Below are 18,329 nucleotides of genomic sequence, written 5' to 3' on the forward strand. Positions count from 1 at the left end.
CTATAACGGGGACATCGGGTTTATCGCGGCCATCGACCGGGAGGGAGAAGAGCTTGGCGTGGACTTCGACGGCCGGGGGGTTTCGTACCCGTTCGGCGAACTTGACGAACTGGTGCTTTGTTACGCCACGACAATCCACAAATCCCAAGGATCGGAATACCCTGTCGTGGTCATTCCGATCTCAATGCAGCACTACATGATGCTCAAGCGCAATCTGATTTATACGGGGATCACCCGTGGCAAGCGGCTTGTCGTGCTGGTTGGGCAGAAAAGGGCTCTTGCTATGGCCGTCAAGGGAAAACAGGTGGAGAGGCGATGGTCAAAGTTACAGGAAAGGCTACGCTAACCTGGCCAAATGACGGATGGTGGCCCACGTTACATCATGTTCGCACATAGGCGGTGACAAGCACGGGGAGTCCGTGTCCGGCTCTGCGGCAGTCCTTGGTCAGAACGAAGCGCCATGCCTCCGAAGCCACGCGCAGGTGCCTGCCGACGGCGCCGTATTTAGATGCTTTTTGTTGGGAGATAGCGTCCGGCAATGCGACTTCCGCGACATGGCTTCCGCCGAGCATCTGACAGAGATGCCGCCACGCGGCACTGAAGCTCGTGTAGTTCGCGCGTTCCATCATGCGCTCGATGATGTGGAAGGAAAGCTCAACGTTGCCAATACCCGTGATCTGAATGACTTCGGGAATCGGCTCGTCGACCACCAATCGTTCGCGGCGATTCGCGGCGCGTTCCGGACGGATCCAATCATTATCCTTGGAAACGGCGATTTTTGCGTCGGCGTAACGTGCCAGCAGGAAGCGACCGTGGACAAACAAATGCTTCTTGTTCGAGGTGTTCTGGGCCACTTTTCGGATGGCGCCGAAGGTGACGTTGATGTCCATCCCGTTACCCGCACGGTCGCTGCCGCAGACTTCCTTGTGGCTGAGCAGAAAATGCATAGCGGACAACTCCGCGATGACCGCTGTGTCCTGGGTTTCCTTAGCGGAAATTGATACGTCGATCACTCCCTGTTTGCGTCCGGTCGTCCAGTACGTCTCGAACAGGTTAGGGAGGGCGGTGGCCTTTGTGTGCAGAGTGAGTCGTGTCGTCATAGTGCTACCCATACTACAGACGAGGCAGCTTTCGGCCAGGGGGGTTTTGTTCAGCCGTCCGTAGAAAATACGTCCATGGTGTCAAATTGACCCGTTGCGTGACGATCACCATCCACGTGATTTGGTTGCGCAGCAACGCAAATACCCCCTTGTGGCGTTGCGGTGTTGTGATAAAAACGGTGGTGTCTTAAGAGAAAAATAACTCATGTCACGATTTGTTAACGAGAGGCTGGAAAAAGAGCTTCACAAGACAAAGGAGCGGATTGCACGCGGTCCGATCACCGTTGGTCACCTGACCGCCTTTGAAGGCGCGAAGGTGTCCGAGAGGTGCCGCGTCAATGAGACTTTCTTCACGTGGCTGCGGTGCGTGTGTCGCAAGTCACCAAAGGCACCTGACTTGCGTAATTTCAATCGCACTTCCGAGTAGACCGGGGCTTGTTTTTAGGATTTGGCGTCTGATCGGCTAGAGAGAACACACCCTGTGCGGGGTGTGCGACCCGCTATTGAGGTGCGTGAGCTGATCGACAGCAGCAGGGCCAGCGGCAACGCGGCAGGTTGACGGAACGCACACAAGGGCCTGGGTTACTTGCAAGCGAGGATCGTATGAAAGACAGGAAAATCAAGAAGCTAAAACGACTTCGGGGCGTCCCGAGATTCGAAGCGCTAAAAGCCCTGTTCCGTAAAGCAGGACTGATCGATGATCGGGGTCGCCCAACGGAAAAAGGCCGTCAGGCGCTCGAAACGACGTAGCCCCCTCTTTCTCAGCGCGCGGCGGGTACGTGATTCAGGGGAGCTGATTCTTCCAAGACGCCAAGGTACGCTATTTCGCATGAATAGTTATCCGGGCCGGATCAATAGTCCCGGGCAAGGACGTCGTCCGCGGCGCCCAGGACGGCCACAATCGCCTGGTCGAGGTCGCGCGACGTGACCGGTGCGGAGCCTGCCGTGAGATCGGACCGGCCGATGGCGAGGTTGACGGCCATCTGGAGGATCTCCTTCACGTTGGCGAGAGGCTGGCCCGCCAGTTTTCTGGCGGCCGATTTCAGCGAGAAGTCCCGGGCCAGCCTCGCCTTCGAGTCGGTCGTCCACTGCCTCAGGAAACGGGTGACGGTCGCTTCATCGGGCAAGCCGAACGCGATTTTTTCGGTGAACCGTCCCCCTCGCAAAGCGGCCGGGTCCATCGCGTCAGGATGGTTGGTTGCGGCGATATAAAGGACATCCGGTGCCCGGCCATTGGCGCCGTCGATCGCGGCGAGCAGCTTGTTGGTAATGCTCGCGGAGGCACCACTGTATCGCCGGTCACGTAAAACATCGTCGGCTTCGTCGATGAAGACGATGCACGGGCGCAAATCGCCCGCCTCCGCCACCAAGGCATCGATGCGCGCAGGATACGTCATCAGATCCAGTCCACTCACCGAAAGGAAGGCCCAGTGGGCGGTTTTGGCGAGCGCCCGCGCGGTCACGGTTTTCCCCGTTCCCGGCGGTCCGAAGAACAACAATCCGCGCGGGACCGAGCCGCCCATCGCCTCCACTTCCACGATCCGGTCCATCCGCTGCGCCAGCGACCTCAGCCGGGACGCCATCGCCTCGCTGAGCACCAGTTGCGCGAGAGTCGGTGTGTCCTCGGGGAGCGATCCTTGCCGACCCTGGACGGTTCGCAGGGCGCGCTTGAGAATATCGAATGTGATTGTCTTCCCCCGGGCCGTGCGGGACGCTTCCTCCATCACCGCCGCAATCCGCGCCACCGAAAACCCCTCCCAGCGCCGCACAGCCGTCTCCACCGTGTCGGGGCTGATCGGGGAAACGCATTTTCGTTGAATCAGGTGGCGGCGCGCCTCGGCATCCGGCGCGGGAATTTCGATCTTGAAATCGAAACGCCCTTCACGCACCGCGGCTGCATCCAGCCGGTCGATGAAATTCGTCGCCGCGACGACGACCACCCCGGTTGCGCGGATGTTGACCAACTCGGTCAGCATCGCGTTGGCGGTTTTTGCCGATTCTTCATAGCTGCTCCGTGTATTGCGCTCCATCAACAGGCTGTCGACCTCGTCAATCAACAGCACACACGGGGCCTGCCGGGCGGCATCGCGGAAGACCTGGGTGACATGCTCCGTCGTGTTGTTGATGTAGCTGGAGGCCAGGTCGCCATAGGAGATGCTCAGGAACGGCAGCTGAAGTTCGCCCGCCAAGGCCTCGGCCAGGAATGTTTTGCCGTTGCCCGGCTTGCCGCTCAACAACACGCCATTGCGCGGCGCTTGACCCTGCGTCCGCCGCTGAACGATCGCCCTGCCCGCCTCGACGAGGCGTGTTTTGGTGTCGCACATCCCCACCACATCGGCGAAGGAAAACCGCGGCCGAACGGCGCGATAGCGAAGCGCGTCGTCGCCGGCAGGCAGAGCCGCAGCTCGCGGCGCGTCCTGCACGCAGGCTTTTGCCAACGCCGGGCGCGGTGCACGCGGCCGGAGGAATGAACACAACAGGAGAACGGACGTCGCCGCGCCAAGTACCCCCAGTTCCCTGAAAAACGCTGCTTGTCCATGGACCCGCCAGTACATCAGCACCACCTGCGCCATGCAGGCCCCATGCCACGTCCAGCGCAGGTCCCGGTTGACGTGTAGCGTGTTCCGACAGAAAGTTACCGAGAGCTCGTTGGCCGCTGTCAGGAGGACCAGCCAGGACAAAGCCCACCACCACATCAGATAACTCTCGGCAAACCTGTTGAAGTCGTAAGCGGTGGGAGCAGCGGAGCCAAGAAGCGATGTCCCGAGCAAGACCGGTGCCGCGACCTGGCAGAGAATCGCCGTGAGGTCGAGGAACGCGAGCAGCGTGCCTGCCATTTTCCGTGCGAGTTCAGTCATGACGCACCTCCACGAACCGTGCGTGCCAGTCGGGAGCGAACCGCCCCGCTTTCTCGTGCCACTGGTGATCGAGGCTCGCCATCACCTTGTCCCGAACATCCAGGAGGTGGGTGCGCTTGTCTGCGACGATCGCGATCTTCACCGTGGCATGCCGGCTTTCCGGCCGAAAAGCCCGGGTGGCCGCGATCCGCTTGCAGCCGGGGATGGACTGGCATACGGCGGCGAGATCGTCGGCCGTTAGCACCCGGTCGGGGTCGGCGTATTTCTGGAGGTTGAGTGAGAACACCGTCGCGGCCACGGCGCCGCAGGTGACCCAGGTCAGAAAGGTGGCAATTCGTATCAGTTGAGGGGGCATGTGTTTTCTCCGATGACCGTCAGGCTACCGCGGGCGGTGTCGGCGACAAGGGGGGGTGCGTGCTGTGATGGCGGGCCATGCGCAGCGGGCTCGCCGTGGCAAGGTGTCGACCGCGGCCTACGGTGGTCCCCTCCATCAATCACGTACGTCTTGTGAATCCATCGATCGGGCGGATACGGAGTGAGTCGCCGCCAGAAGGCGCTGCCTGCGCTGTCGTCTTGATGGTACAAACGTCGGCCACGGGTTGTTCGAACAGCAGGCTATTCCCATCACGTGTCAATGTGACGGAGCCAGGCAATAAACGCAGCGAGGGCTGTAAGCCGTCGAAATCTCACTCAGTTGTCTCCGTAACCGCGCTTTGCCCTTGCGGTGGCGATGCGCTGATCGGATTCGTTCTTTAACCGCTCCGCTTCGTCGGGCGGAAAACCGAGATCGAGGAAGATGTTGCCACCGACGGGGGTGTTATGCGAAATGCACGTAGACACTTTGTCTAAAAGGGATTCGCTGTCAGGGGGTTCCTTGCCTCCTTGCGGGATCGCTTCGGCCAACACGTTCTCAAGGGTGTAGGGGCACGTCTCGGGCGGTTCCTGAGCATCGTGTTCACCGATCGACGGTGAATGCTTGAGTGCCGTTCTGGCTTCGCGCCAGACGGCCTCAAGACGGGCCGTAACGTGTTCTCTAAGCGATGGATAGGCCTGCAGTGCCTCACGAAATCGTGCCTGGAATGCTTCCATTCGCGGTACCACGCCCGCGTCGGTCGTCCGAAGATCAAGGAGCCACCGATCCACGAGCAGTCGGCGCAGCAGTGCTTCGATCTCCTGACGCTTTGTCGCGACCAGCTCCTCAAAGAAAGTGGCCAGAATGTCTCTTTGCGCTTCGTTAAGCGCTCCACTCCGCAATAAGTACGCCTGATGGGCCATCCAGGCGCAGGTGTCGACACCGACGGACGGCCCGTTGTCACGTAGCCATTCACGGTACCGCGCGATTGCCGCCAGAAAGTGTTCCGATCGCGGTGGAGGCGATTCCATCAGCTCAAGCAGTCGGCGTGATTCTCGTTCGTTCAGAACCAGCGTTGTCTCGTCCTTTTCGGTGTTCCGGGGAAGGACGCTGGACAAATCGAGGATCGTCATGCCGGCAAGTTGGCCGTCGGCATCGTAACCGACGCTGACATTCCCGTCGTAGGAGATGTCTTTGGCGGCTGGCGCGTCGGAGAACCGGACGCAGAGTACATCCTCGGTGCTGTCGTAAGTGATTTCCATAAGTGTTCCTTCAGGCGTTGTTTCTGTTCAAGGGTCTAGTGTCTGGCCGGTCCGGATTGGGTTACTTCGCATCGCGCACGGCGATGAGGTGCTCGGCGCGAATGTCTACCTTTCCGATCGTGACCCATCGGAAAGTCAGTGCTGCCTCCACCTCCAATTCACAGATGCCGTGCTCAATCGGTGAGGGGGTCAAGCCGAGCCGTCGCGCCCCCGCGCAACCGGGCGCATCGAGAACCAGGAGACGTGGTTTCCGGGGCGGCACATCCACCCGGATGACCACAATCGCAACCAAGCATGCCGTCAACATCAGAATCAGGCCCATCAGGACACGTCGTGTATCGCGATCCATCAATTCTCCTTGGAATAGTCGCGTAGCCGCTCAAAGAAACTCGTTTTCCCAGTTCGTTCGCGCCTCAGGGCAAGGTAATCACCGAAGGTTCGAATCCTTCGGCAGACGGCATCGGCGTCCGCCATGGATCCGGTGCGCCGGCGCAGACGATCGATCCGCCAGGTCCGTTCATCCGGCAGCCGCGTCCAGACAAGATGGGCGTTTTCGATTTGTACGAGCAGAACGTCTCCAGTTCGCCAACCCGCGTATTTGAGGAAGCGGGGAGGCAGTCGGAGAAGCCGTCCGGGTTTCAGGCGGACCGTGGTCCGGGTGGGAGGGCAGCGATGGGGCTTCATGGGCGTCCGCTCCGCTTTTTCGCCCACGACGCCAGTTCTGGGCAACCAGCCATCACACCGAGCGTACCGGGGGTGAAACACCCCCTCCATCCCTCCTGGAACGCGGCTTTGAACGTGGCGAGGAGCCCCTTTGTTTCGGGAAGGTATTTCGGATTGAGCCGCCGCCATTCGGTTCGGCAGCGTTGAATGAAAGAGGGTCGGTTCATGATATGGGCTCGGGGGCTATTGGGAGGTCTGTCGGTAGGAGCGGTGGAAATGTTTCAAACGGATCCGCCGTAATAGATTCGGCGAAATGAAATAGGAATGCGGATGGCAGGAAGTAGCCTGTTCTGGCCGCTTGCGCCGTTCAATCAGCATACGGCGGGTTTTCACGGCGACTGCGTTAAAAGGGGACGACACAGCGGGGTTTCGTTTTGTTCAGCGGATGGCTCCCGTTCAGTAACCCCACGCCACAAAGCACCCTCAGTATCGGGGAACATTGCTCCCCGGTCTGCTTCTGAAGGAGCTCACGACGTTGATCAGTGGCGAGCGTTACTCCGTCGGCGTAGGCGATACGCATCTGGAGTGCTTCGTCACCGTACAGTCCCAGAATGAGTAGGAGGCCAAGTGTTCGCTTTGTCACTAAAGGGATCGATCCGAAACAATGCGTTGTTCTGTCCCAGCGAAATGTGCCAAATTCCGGAGAGGAAAACAGTCGTTCGCTTCCGCAGTCGTCGATGTCAACGTGGAAGCCGGCCTTGGCCATTCGGCAGACGTGCTTGTGGAAAGCCGATTCGAGCACGTCGGGGGATTCGTGCGATGACCAGTAGATTTTGGTGTGTTCGTTTTTCATAGCCCCTGTTTTACAGGAAAGCTTTTCGGCTTCAAGGGGGTATTTTTCGCGAATTCGTCGTTAAGTTCCGCGAGTAAAAAACGCCGAACTGGTTGGCAGCGAATGCCCGCGGGCGGGCCGACCGCATCAAGCAATTGGTGTTTCTCGGCCTAATACGCGAGCAGGAAGTGCTGCAGGGGACGGATGCGGCACCGTAACGCGCCAAGTCAACGTCTGCGATCCGCAAAACCTCCGCGACAACGCATGCCGTTTAGTCGTGGCGAATTTTGCCGATTTTCTGGTGGAGCTTCGTAACCAACAGCTCGAGACTGTCGCGATCCTCTTCCATCACCTTGCGATATCGACTGGCAATTTTTTCCGGATCAACCGCGTGCCCTCCTGCCAAAACTCGCTCGGCGACACGGCGGATGTTGATTGACGGATCTTCGGTGGTCACGAAATAGAGCACGACGCGATAGCCCTGCTCCTTCGCTTCCGCGATGAAACGGACCCATCTGTCACGATCCGACATGACTGTTTCAGCAACGAAGGAAATCCGCTGCGACACCAGCGCCCAGCGCATATCTTCGGCTGCGTACGCAGCTTCCCATTGCGTGTCACGGCTTGGGCGTGCTTCACCCTTGCGCCTGGCAAAGGTCTCAGCAATCTGGTCGGCATTCACCAGAACCCCAAGACTGCTAATCTGGGCGAGTCCGGTAACGATCGTCGATTTGCCTGAGCCATTCGGCCCGGCAACCAAGGTTAGAACAGAAGGACTTTTACGCGCCGACGACATTTGACGCTCCCTCTTCGCGTTGCTTCTGCGAAAGAGGAAGAGCGCTAGGCCCGTATTCGACAAGCCGCCCATCCTTCCAACCTGCTACAACTCGTCCGGCGCTTACGGCGTTTCGAGCTGCGTCTTGTCCCGCGAGCTTTCCAGCACGCAAGACCGCGTCCAGTGGAAGGTTCGAAACTTGCTTTTTCATACTTTTAACACTAAGCGCCCCTAAAGAACGTGTCAACATAAGGTGCTCCTTGAGAAGTTCGCGGAGCATCCTTGGCGGGATGGCCCGCAAGGGATTGAAATGCTGGTTTAGGCGGAATGCCCGGTGAGTCCAGCTACCGTTTCACGCTTGCGCGTAGAAAATCCTCTCCTGAATATGGTTGCTCGGGGCAGGACTCTCGTTCGAGATCGAAGCAGAACAACACGACGAGTTGCCCCGTCGTGTTGTAACCGAATCACTCATGCGGCAAGCAAGAGTTGCTCCGGTCGTTTCTGCTCGATGGCCTGAAAGTGCGGCGAGATGCCGTTGGCTTCCAAAACCTCGTCGATGACATTCACGATGCTTGCTGCTGCCCGTGTGTTGTCTTCTTCGTCTCTGCAAAACAATCCGGAGAACGGACTGCTGCCCCAATGGTGCGGGTTGGCTTTGGCAAAAGCCCTTGCGTAGTTCCGCATCCAGTTTTTCGGACTTGTCGTACGCCTGCCAGAAGTTCTTGGTGACCTCATCATCTTGCTTCGGAATCCATTGGCGATGTTTCCCTACCAGTCGATTCAGTCGGTCGACGAGATTTTTTTCCTTGCTGGGAAAGAAATGAATCGTGCCTACCCCTGGGTAGAACCTGACATCAAAATACGAGCCACTCAGCCGCGCCTCTCGCTTCAACTCCTGCAGGTTGCGATCAAGCACGCTCTCGAGACTGACTTCCGGTTCCGCTTTGCCGTCGAGCATTGCAAAAACACGGTCGATATCCCGAATCATCTGCATCGCATCCCAGTCGAGCGAGGTGGAATACGACCGAATCCGCGGAATGATGAATCGCGAGGTCTTGATCTTCTTCACTCATCGTCAGCTTTGGGCGGGCATCGATATAAGCGATGGAAATAATGAGGCGTTCATGACCCGCTTCCTAGCTCATCCCCCCGCTTCATGCCGCATACGCGACTTGACTCGACATCTGCCCAGTTCCGATCGCTGCAGCCGAGATAGGCAGAGAAGGAAATGGTGTGTTTCACCTCTACCACGTCCGCGTCGACCGTCACCTCGTTAATTTCAATCTCGTCGGGGGTGGCGCCATCGCTTCTCGCAATGACATCAAGATCGAGAGCGTCCTTGAAGTCGCCATTGCTGATTTCGTAAAAATACGGCGTCAGGTCGGTTCCGCCCGGTGGGATCGGGATGCGGATCTCGTGGCTTACACTGCTGGAGTCTGCCATCTTTGTGATTTGCTTTCCGGAACTTGGTCTTCTCGGGCGGTCGAAATATGACCCATTGTAATACCGTGGTTTGAGGCATAACTCGCTCGCATGCATGGACTGCTCTTCAAATCGGCCGAACTTCTTTTGCATATCAGATTTTTTGGAGTCGTATAATCCGCCCCTCTACTTACCTTTTCTGAAAGGGTTTTATGGCGACTTACCAGAGTGTCCAGCGACAGATCGCTGAGCTTCAAAAGAAAGCCGAAGTCCTGCGGAAGGCCGAAGCAGCCAAGGTCATCGCGGGGATCAAGGCGCAAATAGAGAAGTACGCTCTCACTCCTTCGGATTTGTTTGAGACTGTCGCCGCCAGCGGCTCTCCCACGGCGGTTCCCGCAGAAGCGTCGAAGGCCGCGCCAGCCAAGAAACCCGCCGCCAAGAAATCCGAGAAGCTCACGCCCAAATACATGGATCCTGTCAGCAAAAAGACATGGAACGGTTGGGGCAAGCCGCCGGAGTGGATCAAAAAGGGCAAGCGTGACGACTTTCTGATTGGCAAGGAAAAACCGGCAGTTGCGCCGAAGGCGGTCAAGGCGGTAGAAAAGAAAGCCGCCGATCAGAAGGCAGCAAAAGTCGTGGCAGCACCGTCCAAAAAGCCAGTCGCCTCGACGACACCCGCTGCGGCGCCGACGTCGGCAAACAAGCCGGTAGCCAAGAAGGCGGTCGCCGCGCCGAAGGCCAAACCCACTCCTGCCCCCAAAGCCGCTGTCACGGCCAAAACCAAGCCGGCGGCCAAGAAAGTTGCCGTGGCGAAACCCAAGGCGGCGCCCGTCAAGAAAGCGCCTGCTGCCAAGCGACCTGCTGCTCCCCCGGCGAGTCCTGCTCCAGAGGTCAAAAGCGAGAGTGTGGAAATTCCGGTCACGACGCCGGTCGCCGTTGAGGTCGCCCCGATTGCCGAGACGGGGGCAACTGCTGAATAACGGTTCGGCGCAAAAGCGCGGAAGCACAGAAGAGGAAGCCCATCCATGTGATGGGCCTCTTGTTTGTGCGCCTAGCCACAAGCCACGTTATGGCTCCGCGTTTTCACAAGGAGCAAACATGCAACGCATGACCTGTTGCGCCTCTGCCAGAAAAGTATATACTGAGTATATACGGTGTCAGGAGAGCATCATGAGCAACTTACTTCTCAAATTCAAATCCAAGGATTCGCCATTCGGGGTGACGCGAGAAACCCTGAAGGCGCTGGCCGACGAAATGGACGTAAGCGAAACGATGGTGGTGCATCTGGCCATCTCGCGTTTCGCAAAGGAAATCCTTCCCTCTTACGAGATGGATGATGGGCCGCTGACAACGGCAGACATCAATCGTACTTGTAAGGCCGCGCAGCCCATGCTGCCAAAGGGGAAGGTGCTTAACAAACGAACCCTTCTGTAAAGGGGGGCTCATGTGGGAATTGCCTGACCCAGGGGATATTGTCTGGTGCTGGTTCCCCCAAAGGCCGCGAGATGCTCCTGGTCCTAAACCGCGTCCGGCCCTCGTCCTAGCCATCACTGAGTATGAGGATGGAACAACGGTAACTGTTGCGTACGGAACTTCGCAAAACGTTAGCAAACTATTTGCGGGCGAATTTGCGATACGCAAAGGGGAGCACAAAACCGCCTATGAAATAGCGGGGCTGTCTTATGACACGAAGTTCGACTTGCGCAACAAGGTCGAATTGCCGTGGAATGACAGTTTTTTTGCGGTGCCACCAAATCCTGCTCATGGGCAAACTCCGAAACTCGGTAGTTTGCACGTAGGCATGATGCGAGCGCTTGAGGCGGCAGCAAAAGCCATTCACTAGATGTGAAAAAGCCGCTCAGCGGCGCATCCCTCGGAATGTAAACTGCAGGAACTCAAGCCCACTTCCTCTTCGGTGTGTTCTGGAGTGCCGGCAAAGCCTTCGCCATGGCCAGAGCCTGGCCCAGCGGCATGCCGCCAAGATCAGCCGTGACGTTGACGTACCTGCGCCGGTCATAGCGATCAATCTGGCTGGGGCCACTTTCCACCGCCAGGCTTGCAACGCTCGACAAAGGAATCAGACCATTACGACCGTGAACCCGTAGGTTGGACACCGTCTCCATGTCCTGCCGAGATGAGTCCGGTATACGCACCTGGATGGTAAGCGCCCGGCAAACCCATCTTGATGGGAATGTCAGGCGGGTTGGTTCTGCCAGCGATGCGGAAGAAGTTCGACGATTTTGCTGAACAGCTGGGTTGGCAGACGCGCGAGGACATCCTTCAGATAGACGAAGGGATCATGGTCGTTGAGTTTCGCCGACTGGATCAGGCTCATGATCGTGGCGGCGCGCTGGCCGGCACGCAGGCTGCCGGCAAAAAGCCAGTTCTTCCGCCCGGTCGCAATCGGGCGAATGCGGTTCTCGATCCAGTTGTTGTCGATCGGCACCTGCCCATCGTCAAGATAATGGATGAGCGCGGCCCAGAGCCGCAGGCTGTAGTCGATGGCTTTGGCTGTTGCCGAACCGTTGGGCACCTGTTGCCGTCGCCTTTTTAGCCAGATTTCGAATTCATCGAGAACCGGTTTGGCCTGCTCCTGGCGTAATCGTCGCCGATCATCATGCGCGAGTGTGACCAGCTCGCGCTCAACGGCATAGAGCTTCTGGAAATACGCGAGCGCCTCGCCGGCGATCTCACTCTGATGGCTGGTGTGCAGATCAAAGAATTTCCGCCGCGCATGGGCCATGCAGCCGGCTTCGGTGACGCCCTCGGCAATCAGCGCCTTGTAGCCCGAGTAATCGTCGCAGACGAGCGTACCCCGCCAATCGCCGAGAAAGGCCTGGGCGTGTTTGCCGGCCCGACTTTCGGCGAAGTCATAGACAACCGCCTTCATCGGCTCGAAGGCGCCGATACTGTACGACCATAAATACGCCCGATGCGTCTTGCCGGCGCCAGGATCGAGCATCGCCACCGGTGTTTCATCCGCATGCAGAACTGGATGCGCGAGCATCACGTCTTTCAGGGCATCGACCAGCGGTTGCAGGACCACGCCCATCTGGCCGACCCACTGAGCCAGTGTCGACTGGGGAATCGCCAAACCGGCCCGGCCGAAGATACTTTCCTGGCGATACAGCGGCAGGTGGTCCAGGGATTTGGCAATGAGCACCTGGGCGAGCAGCCCGGTGGTCGGAATCCCCTTGTCGATCACATGCGCCGGAACCGGCGCCTGCACCAGCATCGCGCATTTCGCACAGACCCACTTGCCCCGAATGTGCCATTCCACCGTAAAAGTCCCTGGGGTGTAGTCGAGCTTCTCGGCCACATCCTCGCCAATACGTTTCATCTGACAGCCACAGGCACAGGTCGTCGTTTCCGGTTCGTGCTGAATCTCGGTGCGCGGCAGTTCCGCCGGTAACGGCTGGCGCTTGGCTTGGCCTTTCTCCTTGGCGGGGGAAGAAGGCGACAATTGTTCGAGTTCCTTACCGATCGCGGCCAGATCGGCGGCGGTCGTCTCTTCGAACAGCTGCGCCTGCTCGGTCGATAGGTGTTCCGCCTTCACGCCGTAGCGCCGACGTTTGTAGTACGCCAACTCATAGGTGAGCTTATCGATCCTGGCCTGACTCTCGACCAGCAGGCAACGCAGTTCGTCAGCGTTGAGTCGGTCGAGATCGGCGGGAAGCGGCATGCCTTGAATCATGCCCGACTGTGGCACAGTCCGCTACGGTGGACTTCCACAATGGCATAAGTTCAAAGAATTCGGATCACGCCGCCATCACCCAAGTGCTCCCAAGGCAACCCCAGAATCAGCGCATCGAATTGCGGCCGACTCAGTTCCATGCTCCCCATCCCGATCCGCCAGTGGAAACGTCCCTGATTCAGACGACGGTGGGCCAGCCAGATGCCGTGTCCGTCATGGATCAGGACTTTCATCCGGGTGCCGCGTCGATTGGTGAACAGGTAACCATGGTGCGGCTGCGCCGCACCAAACACCTGAACTACCCGCGCCAGAATCGTTTCCGTGCCAGCGCGCATGTCGAGCGGTTCGACTGACAGCCATAAGGCCTCGACCCGGATCATCGCAGCCAGTCACCGAGCCAGGTGGCACAGGCCCCCGCCGCGCCCGTCGGCCAGTCGATCTTGACCGCAGCATTCCCTCGACGAATTTCGATTCGGATCGCCGGCGACTCCGGCGTTGCCGGCGCAAGCGGGACAGGAATGAAAGTCGGGGCCATTTCGACCGCAGGCGAACTCGCCTTGCGCTGCGTTGGCGCTGCAATACCGCGCTCACGCATCCAGCGACGGACCTGATTGGCATTGACGCCGTTGACCATCGCGATTCCAGCAACCGAAGCCCCCGGTTCGCAACAGGCCGCAATGACCGCCTGCTTGAACTCTTCCGGGTGATGTCGCCGGCGCCGTGTCAGCTTCTCTATCTCCATCGATCGTGTCCACCATGTTTTTAGCGGACACCATCTTCACGGTCTAAAACCTCAATTCATAGATGACTTCGCCGGGGGCTTACCCTGGATGTTCACCTGCCGGTTATCGAAATTGAGTTTGGCCATCTGAGTGTCGAAGTCGCCGTTCGTGGCAATGCGAACTGTTTCACCGATTGCGGATGTGGCGACGCCTTGTTCCGCTGCCAATTGTGCGTCGGGGCGCACGACGATTTCGGGCCGCTCCAAGCTAGCAGTGGAGGTGATATTGGCCAAGCCTGGCACGTCGCGTACCTGAGACTGCAAATGGAGGCGTTGCGCGAGGTGGGGCTAGCTCTGCACCCGACCGCCACGTCCTGTCGCGTTCTGTTCCTGTTCTTCCACACCCTTCTCCTCTAGTTCCACTGCTTCCACTTCCTATCCTGCTTCCCTGCTGCTGCTGTGGGTTTCTTCTCTCAACCGGGTCTGCTCCCGATTTCAACGGCTCTCCCAGCCACATTGGCGACGCTAGTTCGTAAGTATCGTGCGGACCTGCTAGACCTTCGGTTTCCCTCCGATCTCAACACCTCCCTGGGAGGTTCTGCCGACTCGGCTCTCGGTTGTGAGAGGCGATCGCCAGAGGTCATGCCGGTTCCGATCCGGCAACGGGGTAATTCGTTTTAACCAAGCTCTCAATGGCCATCCCCGCTGCGACCACGGGGCAAAGAGCGAACTGTTCCGTCCGACCAACAGCTACTAGGCTGTTGCGAGGGCGCGGCGTCCCAAGATCAGCACACTCATGTGCCGCAAGGAACCATCGTTCTGCTTGGTTTATTGGATTGCTGTATGCAGATGCGGTGCAGGTTGCCCTACACGCGTTCCCCCTTCGTCACACCAAAACGGCTCTACAGCTACGAATGGCTTCTCAGGGGTCGGCGAGCGCCGATAAATCAAAGGTTGGCCAACGTGGCGGCCACTTATCTCATCCCTCTACGCGAGGGGTCCTTCCTATTCCTTGCCAGAAACTGTATCTGGCCCCGCAGTTGCGGTGTTCTCAATGCTAGACCTGTTGCGGACTCCAGCTCATCCCGTGGGGGTCACGACCCTTTTGCAACGCAAATCCTATTCCGGTACAGATTCTCGTGTCAAGCGGGTTTATGACGCGGATTTTCCATTCCCTACAGATTCATTATCCGATTCTTAAGGCCATCCCTCATCAAATGGGCGTTTCGGGTGTCCTCTCTATCCGTCCGTTTTCCGCTAACTGCTAGTTTTCGGATATTTTTCCCCTCTCCCGTCAGGTCTTTTATTCAAACCCCGTCCTCCATTTCTTGCCGGACCGCGTTGCTTTCATCACAAAGTCGTGGCCTATAAAGGGGTGGGGAGAACGGTCGGCGGCGCCATTAGAAACCGCACTGGCAAAACATCCGGGAAACTTCCCCGATATATCGGGAGTGGCGCGTGTTCCCCCCCCAATTCATACCGTTTTTGTTCATGGTGAGGAATCGCGCCGTTCGGTATCTTTGGTCTCCGTTTCTCAACCACTGATTGGATTAACCAAATGAGCCCAGTTGTACGCGCGATCGACGTTGGCTATGGCAATACAAAATATTCTTCGCTTATCACAGGGGGCGATATCCAGTGCGGCATGTTCCCTTCCCTCGCCCCGCAAGCGAGTTCAGGCCCGGATCTGGCCTCGGGCCTCATGCAGCGCCGCAATACCGTCGTGGTCGAGGTCGATGGCGTTAATTATGAAGTCGGGAAGGATGCTCGCCTGGCGCAGGATTCAACACATGGCCGGGTTCTCGATCCCGATTACTCCATGAGCAACGCGCACATGGCGCTGATTCGTGGCGCCCTGTATTACATGGGCCAGCCGACGATCGATCTCCTGGTCCTCGGGCTACCGGTCAATACGTTCGAGAAGTACCACAAGGAACTCGCGGCTCGCGTTCTTGGTACACACAAGATCCCATCTCGCGCACATGACGGGTCTTCCGGGACGACCGAAGTCACCATTTCCAACTGTCGTGTGATTCCTCAGCCTATCGGCGCATTCTTCGACTACTCAACTCACGCCGGCACCTACGAGCGCATGCGCTCGCAGATGAATCTGCTGATCGACATCGGCTACTACACGCTCGACTGGCTGGTAGCTGATGGTGTGAAGATGATCAACGCTCGTTCTGGTGCCCACAACGGCGGGATGTCCGCGGTACTCCGAGCGATGGCCGATGCTATCGGCAGCGAACTGGGCGAACAGATCAGTGACCTCTCGCTTCTGGAAGAGGCAATTCGTACCGGGTCCAATCCGTATTTCTACGGCAAGGAGTTCGATATTTCCGAGCACAAGAAGATCGGCAAAGCGAAAGCCGAGCAGTTCGTTTCCGTGCTGGTGAACAAAGTGGGATCGAGCATCGACATCTCGAACATCATCCTCGCCGGTGGCGGCGCGGAGTTCTTCAAAGATGTTCTGGACGACAAGTTTCCCAAGCACAGGATCATCACGGCGCACGATCCGGTCTTCGCCAATGTGCGGGGCTTCCAACGCGCTGGCCAGCAATTCGCCACGCAAGTGAAGCGAGGCTGAGACAGGTATGCGGCAGAAGCAGAAAAAGGAAGGCGGCGAGACTAAGGCCGCATCTCGATCGAATCCGGTTGAGGCCATCGACCTCACCCTTCGCATTCGGAATGATGGCGGTCCGCTGTTTTCTTTTCTAGCCGCCATTGAGGATGCTCATGCCCGTGGAGATCGTATTCGGCAGCTTTTGTATCTTGGTCTCTTGAGGGAAAGGGAGATTACCGGGGCGCGCGACAGCGTGGAGTATTCAAGGGGTGTGGCAGTGTCTGTTCCCGCGAATACACCCATCGCAAAGTCTCCTTCTGGCGCCGAGAAAAATCGTCATGCAACAACAAGCAATGAACCAGCATTCGAGGCCGACGATCTTGCGGCGATTTTTCAGTGATTTGGGGGCTTGTTTTGGGGAACGTTCCTGATAAAAGCGAATGTGTAGTCACTTTTCAGGAGAAAGAAATGAAGGTTCGTACCTCGCGTTGTTACATGGTGGATTTCGCGGCTTCCGATTCCCGCAGCGTCAAAGCGCACCTCGAAGGCCGCTCGCCGCGGGCGGCCTGCTATGCGATGTTTTCGGCGCTCGCGCCCTACCTCGGGCGCGGCGATTCCGCGTCGGCAGATTTTGTGGTGGTAAGTCGCTTTTTCTTCCGCCGTCGCAATCAGATCGCCCACGCCGTCCAGGCGGCAAAATTCATCACCACCGCAGTACTTGGCCTGGTCGCGGGCTGCGGACTCTTTTTCTACCTCAAGCTCTGATATGTCGCCTCGCGCATCTCTTGCCTATTTCCGCCAGGAATCAATCGCATAACTCGAATCGGAACGGCTGGTGGATTTTGAATGAGAGCTACTGGCCGAGCTTGAGAGAGAATTGCAGGAAGGTATTGGCCGGAATACGCACGATACGGAGGAAGATGGCTCGACCAGAGATGAGAGTAAGGGGGAAAACACAAAAATGACAGGTAAGCTTCGCGGATGCGATCTCGTCAGTCTGCGCGTCCGAGACGTTACACATGGAAATCAGATCCTCCCGCGGGCCATGGTAATCCAGAGAAAGACGCAGCGGCCGGTACAGTTTGAATTGACAGAGCCAACAAGGGCAGCGGTGTCGGCCTGGCTCGAAAAATCTCATCTGCGAGGTGATCAGTTCCTATTCCCGAGCAGAGTGGCCAAGTCGCCCCACGTCTCGACACGCCAATATGCGAGGATTGTGCATCATTGGGCCGAATCTGCCGGGCTGGATTCATCGGCGTACGGAACGCATTCGATGCGGCGCACGAAGGCAACCCTGATATACAAGCGCACAAAAAATCTTCGGGCCGTTCAGTTGTTACTTGGCCATTCCAAGCTGGAGAGCACGGTTCGTTACCTCGGCATAGAGGTGGATGACGCGCTGGAAATTTCTGAGCAGACTGAAATCTAGCCAGGCATTGCGGCTGCGCGAGCTAATCACCCGTGCGGCCGCTTTCTGGCATCATCTTGTATTCGTGCAACCGGCCACGACCTGCCAATCACGGGCTCTCCGTTGAAAACATTCCTTGTGCTGATCTACTCCGAAAACTGCCGCATGATCGACGGAAGTTCGTCGGCCTTATGGAAAGCTTCACATAATGCAGAGGGTTTTTAGCCTGGCGGACGCGGCGTTCCGAGTTCGGTGAGAGGCGCAGCGCCACCACCGCGACCGGTAGGCTAAAAATCCTGTTGGACTGAACCGCCGCGCAGGCGGTGACGCTATGGGGATTGAATCAAGACGGCAGGGTCGGGGCGTTGCCCTGACGCGGGCGAGAAGCATGCAGTCGAAGCACGGAGATGAATTTCCTGGCCGAGTGTCGGATGTCGAGCCGATGCGAAGCACCATTTGAGGGGTGCACCCGCCTCGACCAGAGCGCATTGCGGTGAAATGCGTCCGCGCCGACAAATGGAAGGCCTCCGTTCCCCAAGGAAATGCCGGAAGCGTTCAGTGGCGATGCGTTGGAGTTCATCCATGATCGCGCGGCGGCCCCCGTGGCAAAGAACCGGGTAGAAAGGTTTCGATGCAAGTCATGTGGCCATGGCCGCATTTCGGGCAGTCGCGCAGCGAC

At 58.1% G+C, this 18,329-nt stretch carries 21 protein-coding genes; 8 read left to right on the plus strand and 13 right to left on the minus strand.

What is annotated here, in order from left to right; all coding sequences use genetic code 11:
• Window positions 1-346, plus strand: a 346-nt coding sequence (locus BO74_RS18735; RefSeq protein ID WP_496444557.1) for an ATP-dependent DNA helicase, incomplete at its 5' end; no start/stop codon positions are given.
• Between the two features lie 34 nt (window positions 347-380).
• Here BO74_RS18735 and BO74_RS18740 read toward each other — a convergent pair.
• The 9 genes from BO74_RS18740 to BO74_RS18780 all read right to left on the minus strand — a co-directional run bounded on the left by BO74_RS18740 (window position 381) and on the right by BO74_RS18780 (window position 9,285).
• Window positions 381-1,100: a hypothetical protein gene (locus BO74_RS18740; RefSeq protein WP_496444559.1), complete on the minus strand. Its 720-nt coding sequence runs from the start codon at window positions 1,098-1,100 to the stop codon at window positions 381-383.
• A gap of 851 nt (window positions 1,101-1,951) precedes the next feature.
• A complete protein-coding gene (locus BO74_RS18745) occupies window positions 1,952-3,958 on the minus strand; it encodes an AAA family ATPase (RefSeq protein ID WP_496444561.1) in 2,007 nt (668 codons plus the stop codon).
• Window positions 3,951-4,313 carry a hypothetical protein gene (locus BO74_RS18750; RefSeq protein ID WP_496444563.1) on the minus strand — a complete coding sequence of 121 codons (363 nt, stop codon included), beginning with the start codon at window positions 4,311-4,313 and terminating at the stop codon, window positions 3,951-3,953. The genes BO74_RS18745 and BO74_RS18750 overlap by 8 nt, the downstream gene beginning before the upstream one ends.
• A gap of 335 nt (window positions 4,314-4,648) precedes the next feature.
• Window positions 4,649-5,572, minus strand: coding sequence for a DUF29 family protein (locus BO74_RS18755; RefSeq protein ID WP_496444565.1), 924 nt, complete (start codon window positions 5,570-5,572; stop codon window positions 4,649-4,651).
• 61 nt (window positions 5,573-5,633) lie between these two features.
• A complete protein-coding gene (locus BO74_RS18760) occupies window positions 5,634-5,921 on the minus strand; it encodes a hypothetical protein (RefSeq protein WP_496444567.1) in 288 nt (95 codons plus the stop codon).
• Window positions 5,921-6,256, minus strand: coding sequence for a hypothetical protein (locus BO74_RS18765; protein ID WP_496444569.1), 336 nt, complete (start codon window positions 6,254-6,256; stop codon window positions 5,921-5,923). Before BO74_RS18765 ends, BO74_RS18760 begins: the two co-directional genes overlap by 1 nt.
• A 1,082-nt stretch (window positions 6,257-7,338) precedes the next feature.
• Window positions 7,339-7,863 carry an ATPase gene (locus tag BO74_RS18770; protein WP_496444571.1) on the minus strand — a complete coding sequence of 175 codons (525 nt, stop codon included), beginning with the start codon at window positions 7,861-7,863 and terminating at the stop codon, window positions 7,339-7,341.
• 331 nt (window positions 7,864-8,194) lie between these two features.
• Window positions 8,195-8,911, minus strand: a complete 717-nt coding sequence (locus BO74_RS18775; protein ID WP_496444573.1) for a DUF4942 domain-containing protein — start codon at window positions 8,909-8,911, stop codon at window positions 8,195-8,197.
• 53 nt (window positions 8,912-8,964) lie between these two features.
• The gene (locus BO74_RS18780) at window positions 8,965-9,285 is read right to left on the minus strand and encodes a hypothetical protein (protein ID WP_496444575.1); all 321 of its coding nucleotides are present in this window, start codon (window positions 9,283-9,285) and stop codon (window positions 8,965-8,967) included.
• Window positions 9,286-9,476: 191 nt separating this feature from the next.
• Between BO74_RS18780 and BO74_RS18785 the strand changes: the two genes are divergently transcribed.
• The 3 genes from BO74_RS18785 to BO74_RS18795 all read left to right on the plus strand — a co-directional run bounded on the left by BO74_RS18785 (window position 9,477) and on the right by BO74_RS18795 (window position 11,107).
• Entirely contained in the window at window positions 9,477-10,244 is a 768-nt protein-coding gene (locus BO74_RS18785) for an H-NS histone family protein (protein WP_496444577.1), read from the plus strand.
• Window positions 10,245-10,434: 190 nt separating this feature from the next.
• Window positions 10,435-10,698 (plus strand): hypothetical protein, encoded by a 264-nt coding sequence (locus BO74_RS18790; RefSeq protein WP_496444579.1) that lies wholly within the window; start codon window positions 10,435-10,437, stop codon window positions 10,696-10,698.
• Window positions 10,699-10,708: 10 nt separating this feature from the next.
• Window positions 10,709-11,107 carry a type II toxin-antitoxin system PemK/MazF family toxin gene (locus tag BO74_RS18795; protein ID WP_496444581.1) on the plus strand — a complete coding sequence of 133 codons (399 nt, stop codon included), beginning with the start codon at window positions 10,709-10,711 and terminating at the stop codon, window positions 11,105-11,107.
• 351 nt (window positions 11,108-11,458) lie between these two features.
• On the opposite strand, the gene tnpC is transcribed toward BO74_RS18795, so the two are convergent.
• The 4 genes from tnpC to BO74_RS18815 all read right to left on the minus strand — a co-directional run bounded on the left by tnpC (window position 11,459) and on the right by BO74_RS18815 (window position 13,973).
• Window positions 11,459-12,946, minus strand: a complete 1,488-nt coding sequence (gene tnpC / locus BO74_RS18800) for an IS66 family transposase (RefSeq protein ID WP_496444583.1) — start codon at window positions 12,944-12,946, stop codon at window positions 11,459-11,461.
• Between the two features lie 62 nt (window positions 12,947-13,008).
• A complete protein-coding gene (gene tnpB, locus BO74_RS18805) occupies window positions 13,009-13,338 on the minus strand; it encodes an IS66 family insertion sequence element accessory protein TnpB (protein WP_496444585.1) in 330 nt (109 codons plus the stop codon).
• Complete coding sequence (gene tnpA / locus BO74_RS18810) at window positions 13,335-13,700, minus strand: IS66-like element accessory protein TnpA (RefSeq protein WP_496444587.1); 366 nt, start codon at window positions 13,698-13,700, stop codon at window positions 13,335-13,337. Before tnpA ends, tnpB begins: the two co-directional genes overlap by 4 nt.
• A 51-nt stretch (window positions 13,701-13,751) precedes the next feature.
• Entirely contained in the window at window positions 13,752-13,973 is a 222-nt protein-coding gene (locus BO74_RS18815; RefSeq protein ID WP_496444589.1) for a hypothetical protein, read from the minus strand.
• A 1,264-nt stretch (window positions 13,974-15,237) separates the two neighbouring features.
• On the opposite strand from BO74_RS18815, the gene BO74_RS18820 reads away from it, so the two are divergent.
• From BO74_RS18820 to BO74_RS18835, 4 genes are all read left to right on the plus strand, one after another.
• Window positions 15,238-16,266, plus strand: coding sequence for a PRTRC system protein D (locus BO74_RS18820; RefSeq protein ID WP_496444591.1), 1,029 nt, complete (start codon window positions 15,238-15,240; stop codon window positions 16,264-16,266).
• A 7-nt stretch (window positions 16,267-16,273) separates the two neighbouring features.
• Entirely contained in the window at window positions 16,274-16,642 is a 369-nt protein-coding gene (locus BO74_RS18825) for a hypothetical protein (RefSeq protein ID WP_496444593.1), read from the plus strand.
• A gap of 68 nt (window positions 16,643-16,710) precedes the next feature.
• The gene (locus BO74_RS18830; protein ID WP_496444595.1) at window positions 16,711-17,007 is read left to right on the plus strand and encodes a hypothetical protein; all 297 of its coding nucleotides are present in this window, start codon (window positions 16,711-16,713) and stop codon (window positions 17,005-17,007) included.
• A 112-nt stretch (window positions 17,008-17,119) separates the two neighbouring features.
• On the plus strand, window positions 17,120-17,671 hold the full coding sequence (locus tag BO74_RS18835) for a tyrosine-type recombinase/integrase (protein WP_496444597.1): 552 nt from the start codon (window positions 17,120-17,122) through the stop codon (window positions 17,669-17,671).
• Window positions 17,672-18,329 lie beyond the last annotated feature (658 nt).

Source organism: Propionivibrio pelophilus DSM 12018 (genome assembly GCF_059569095.1).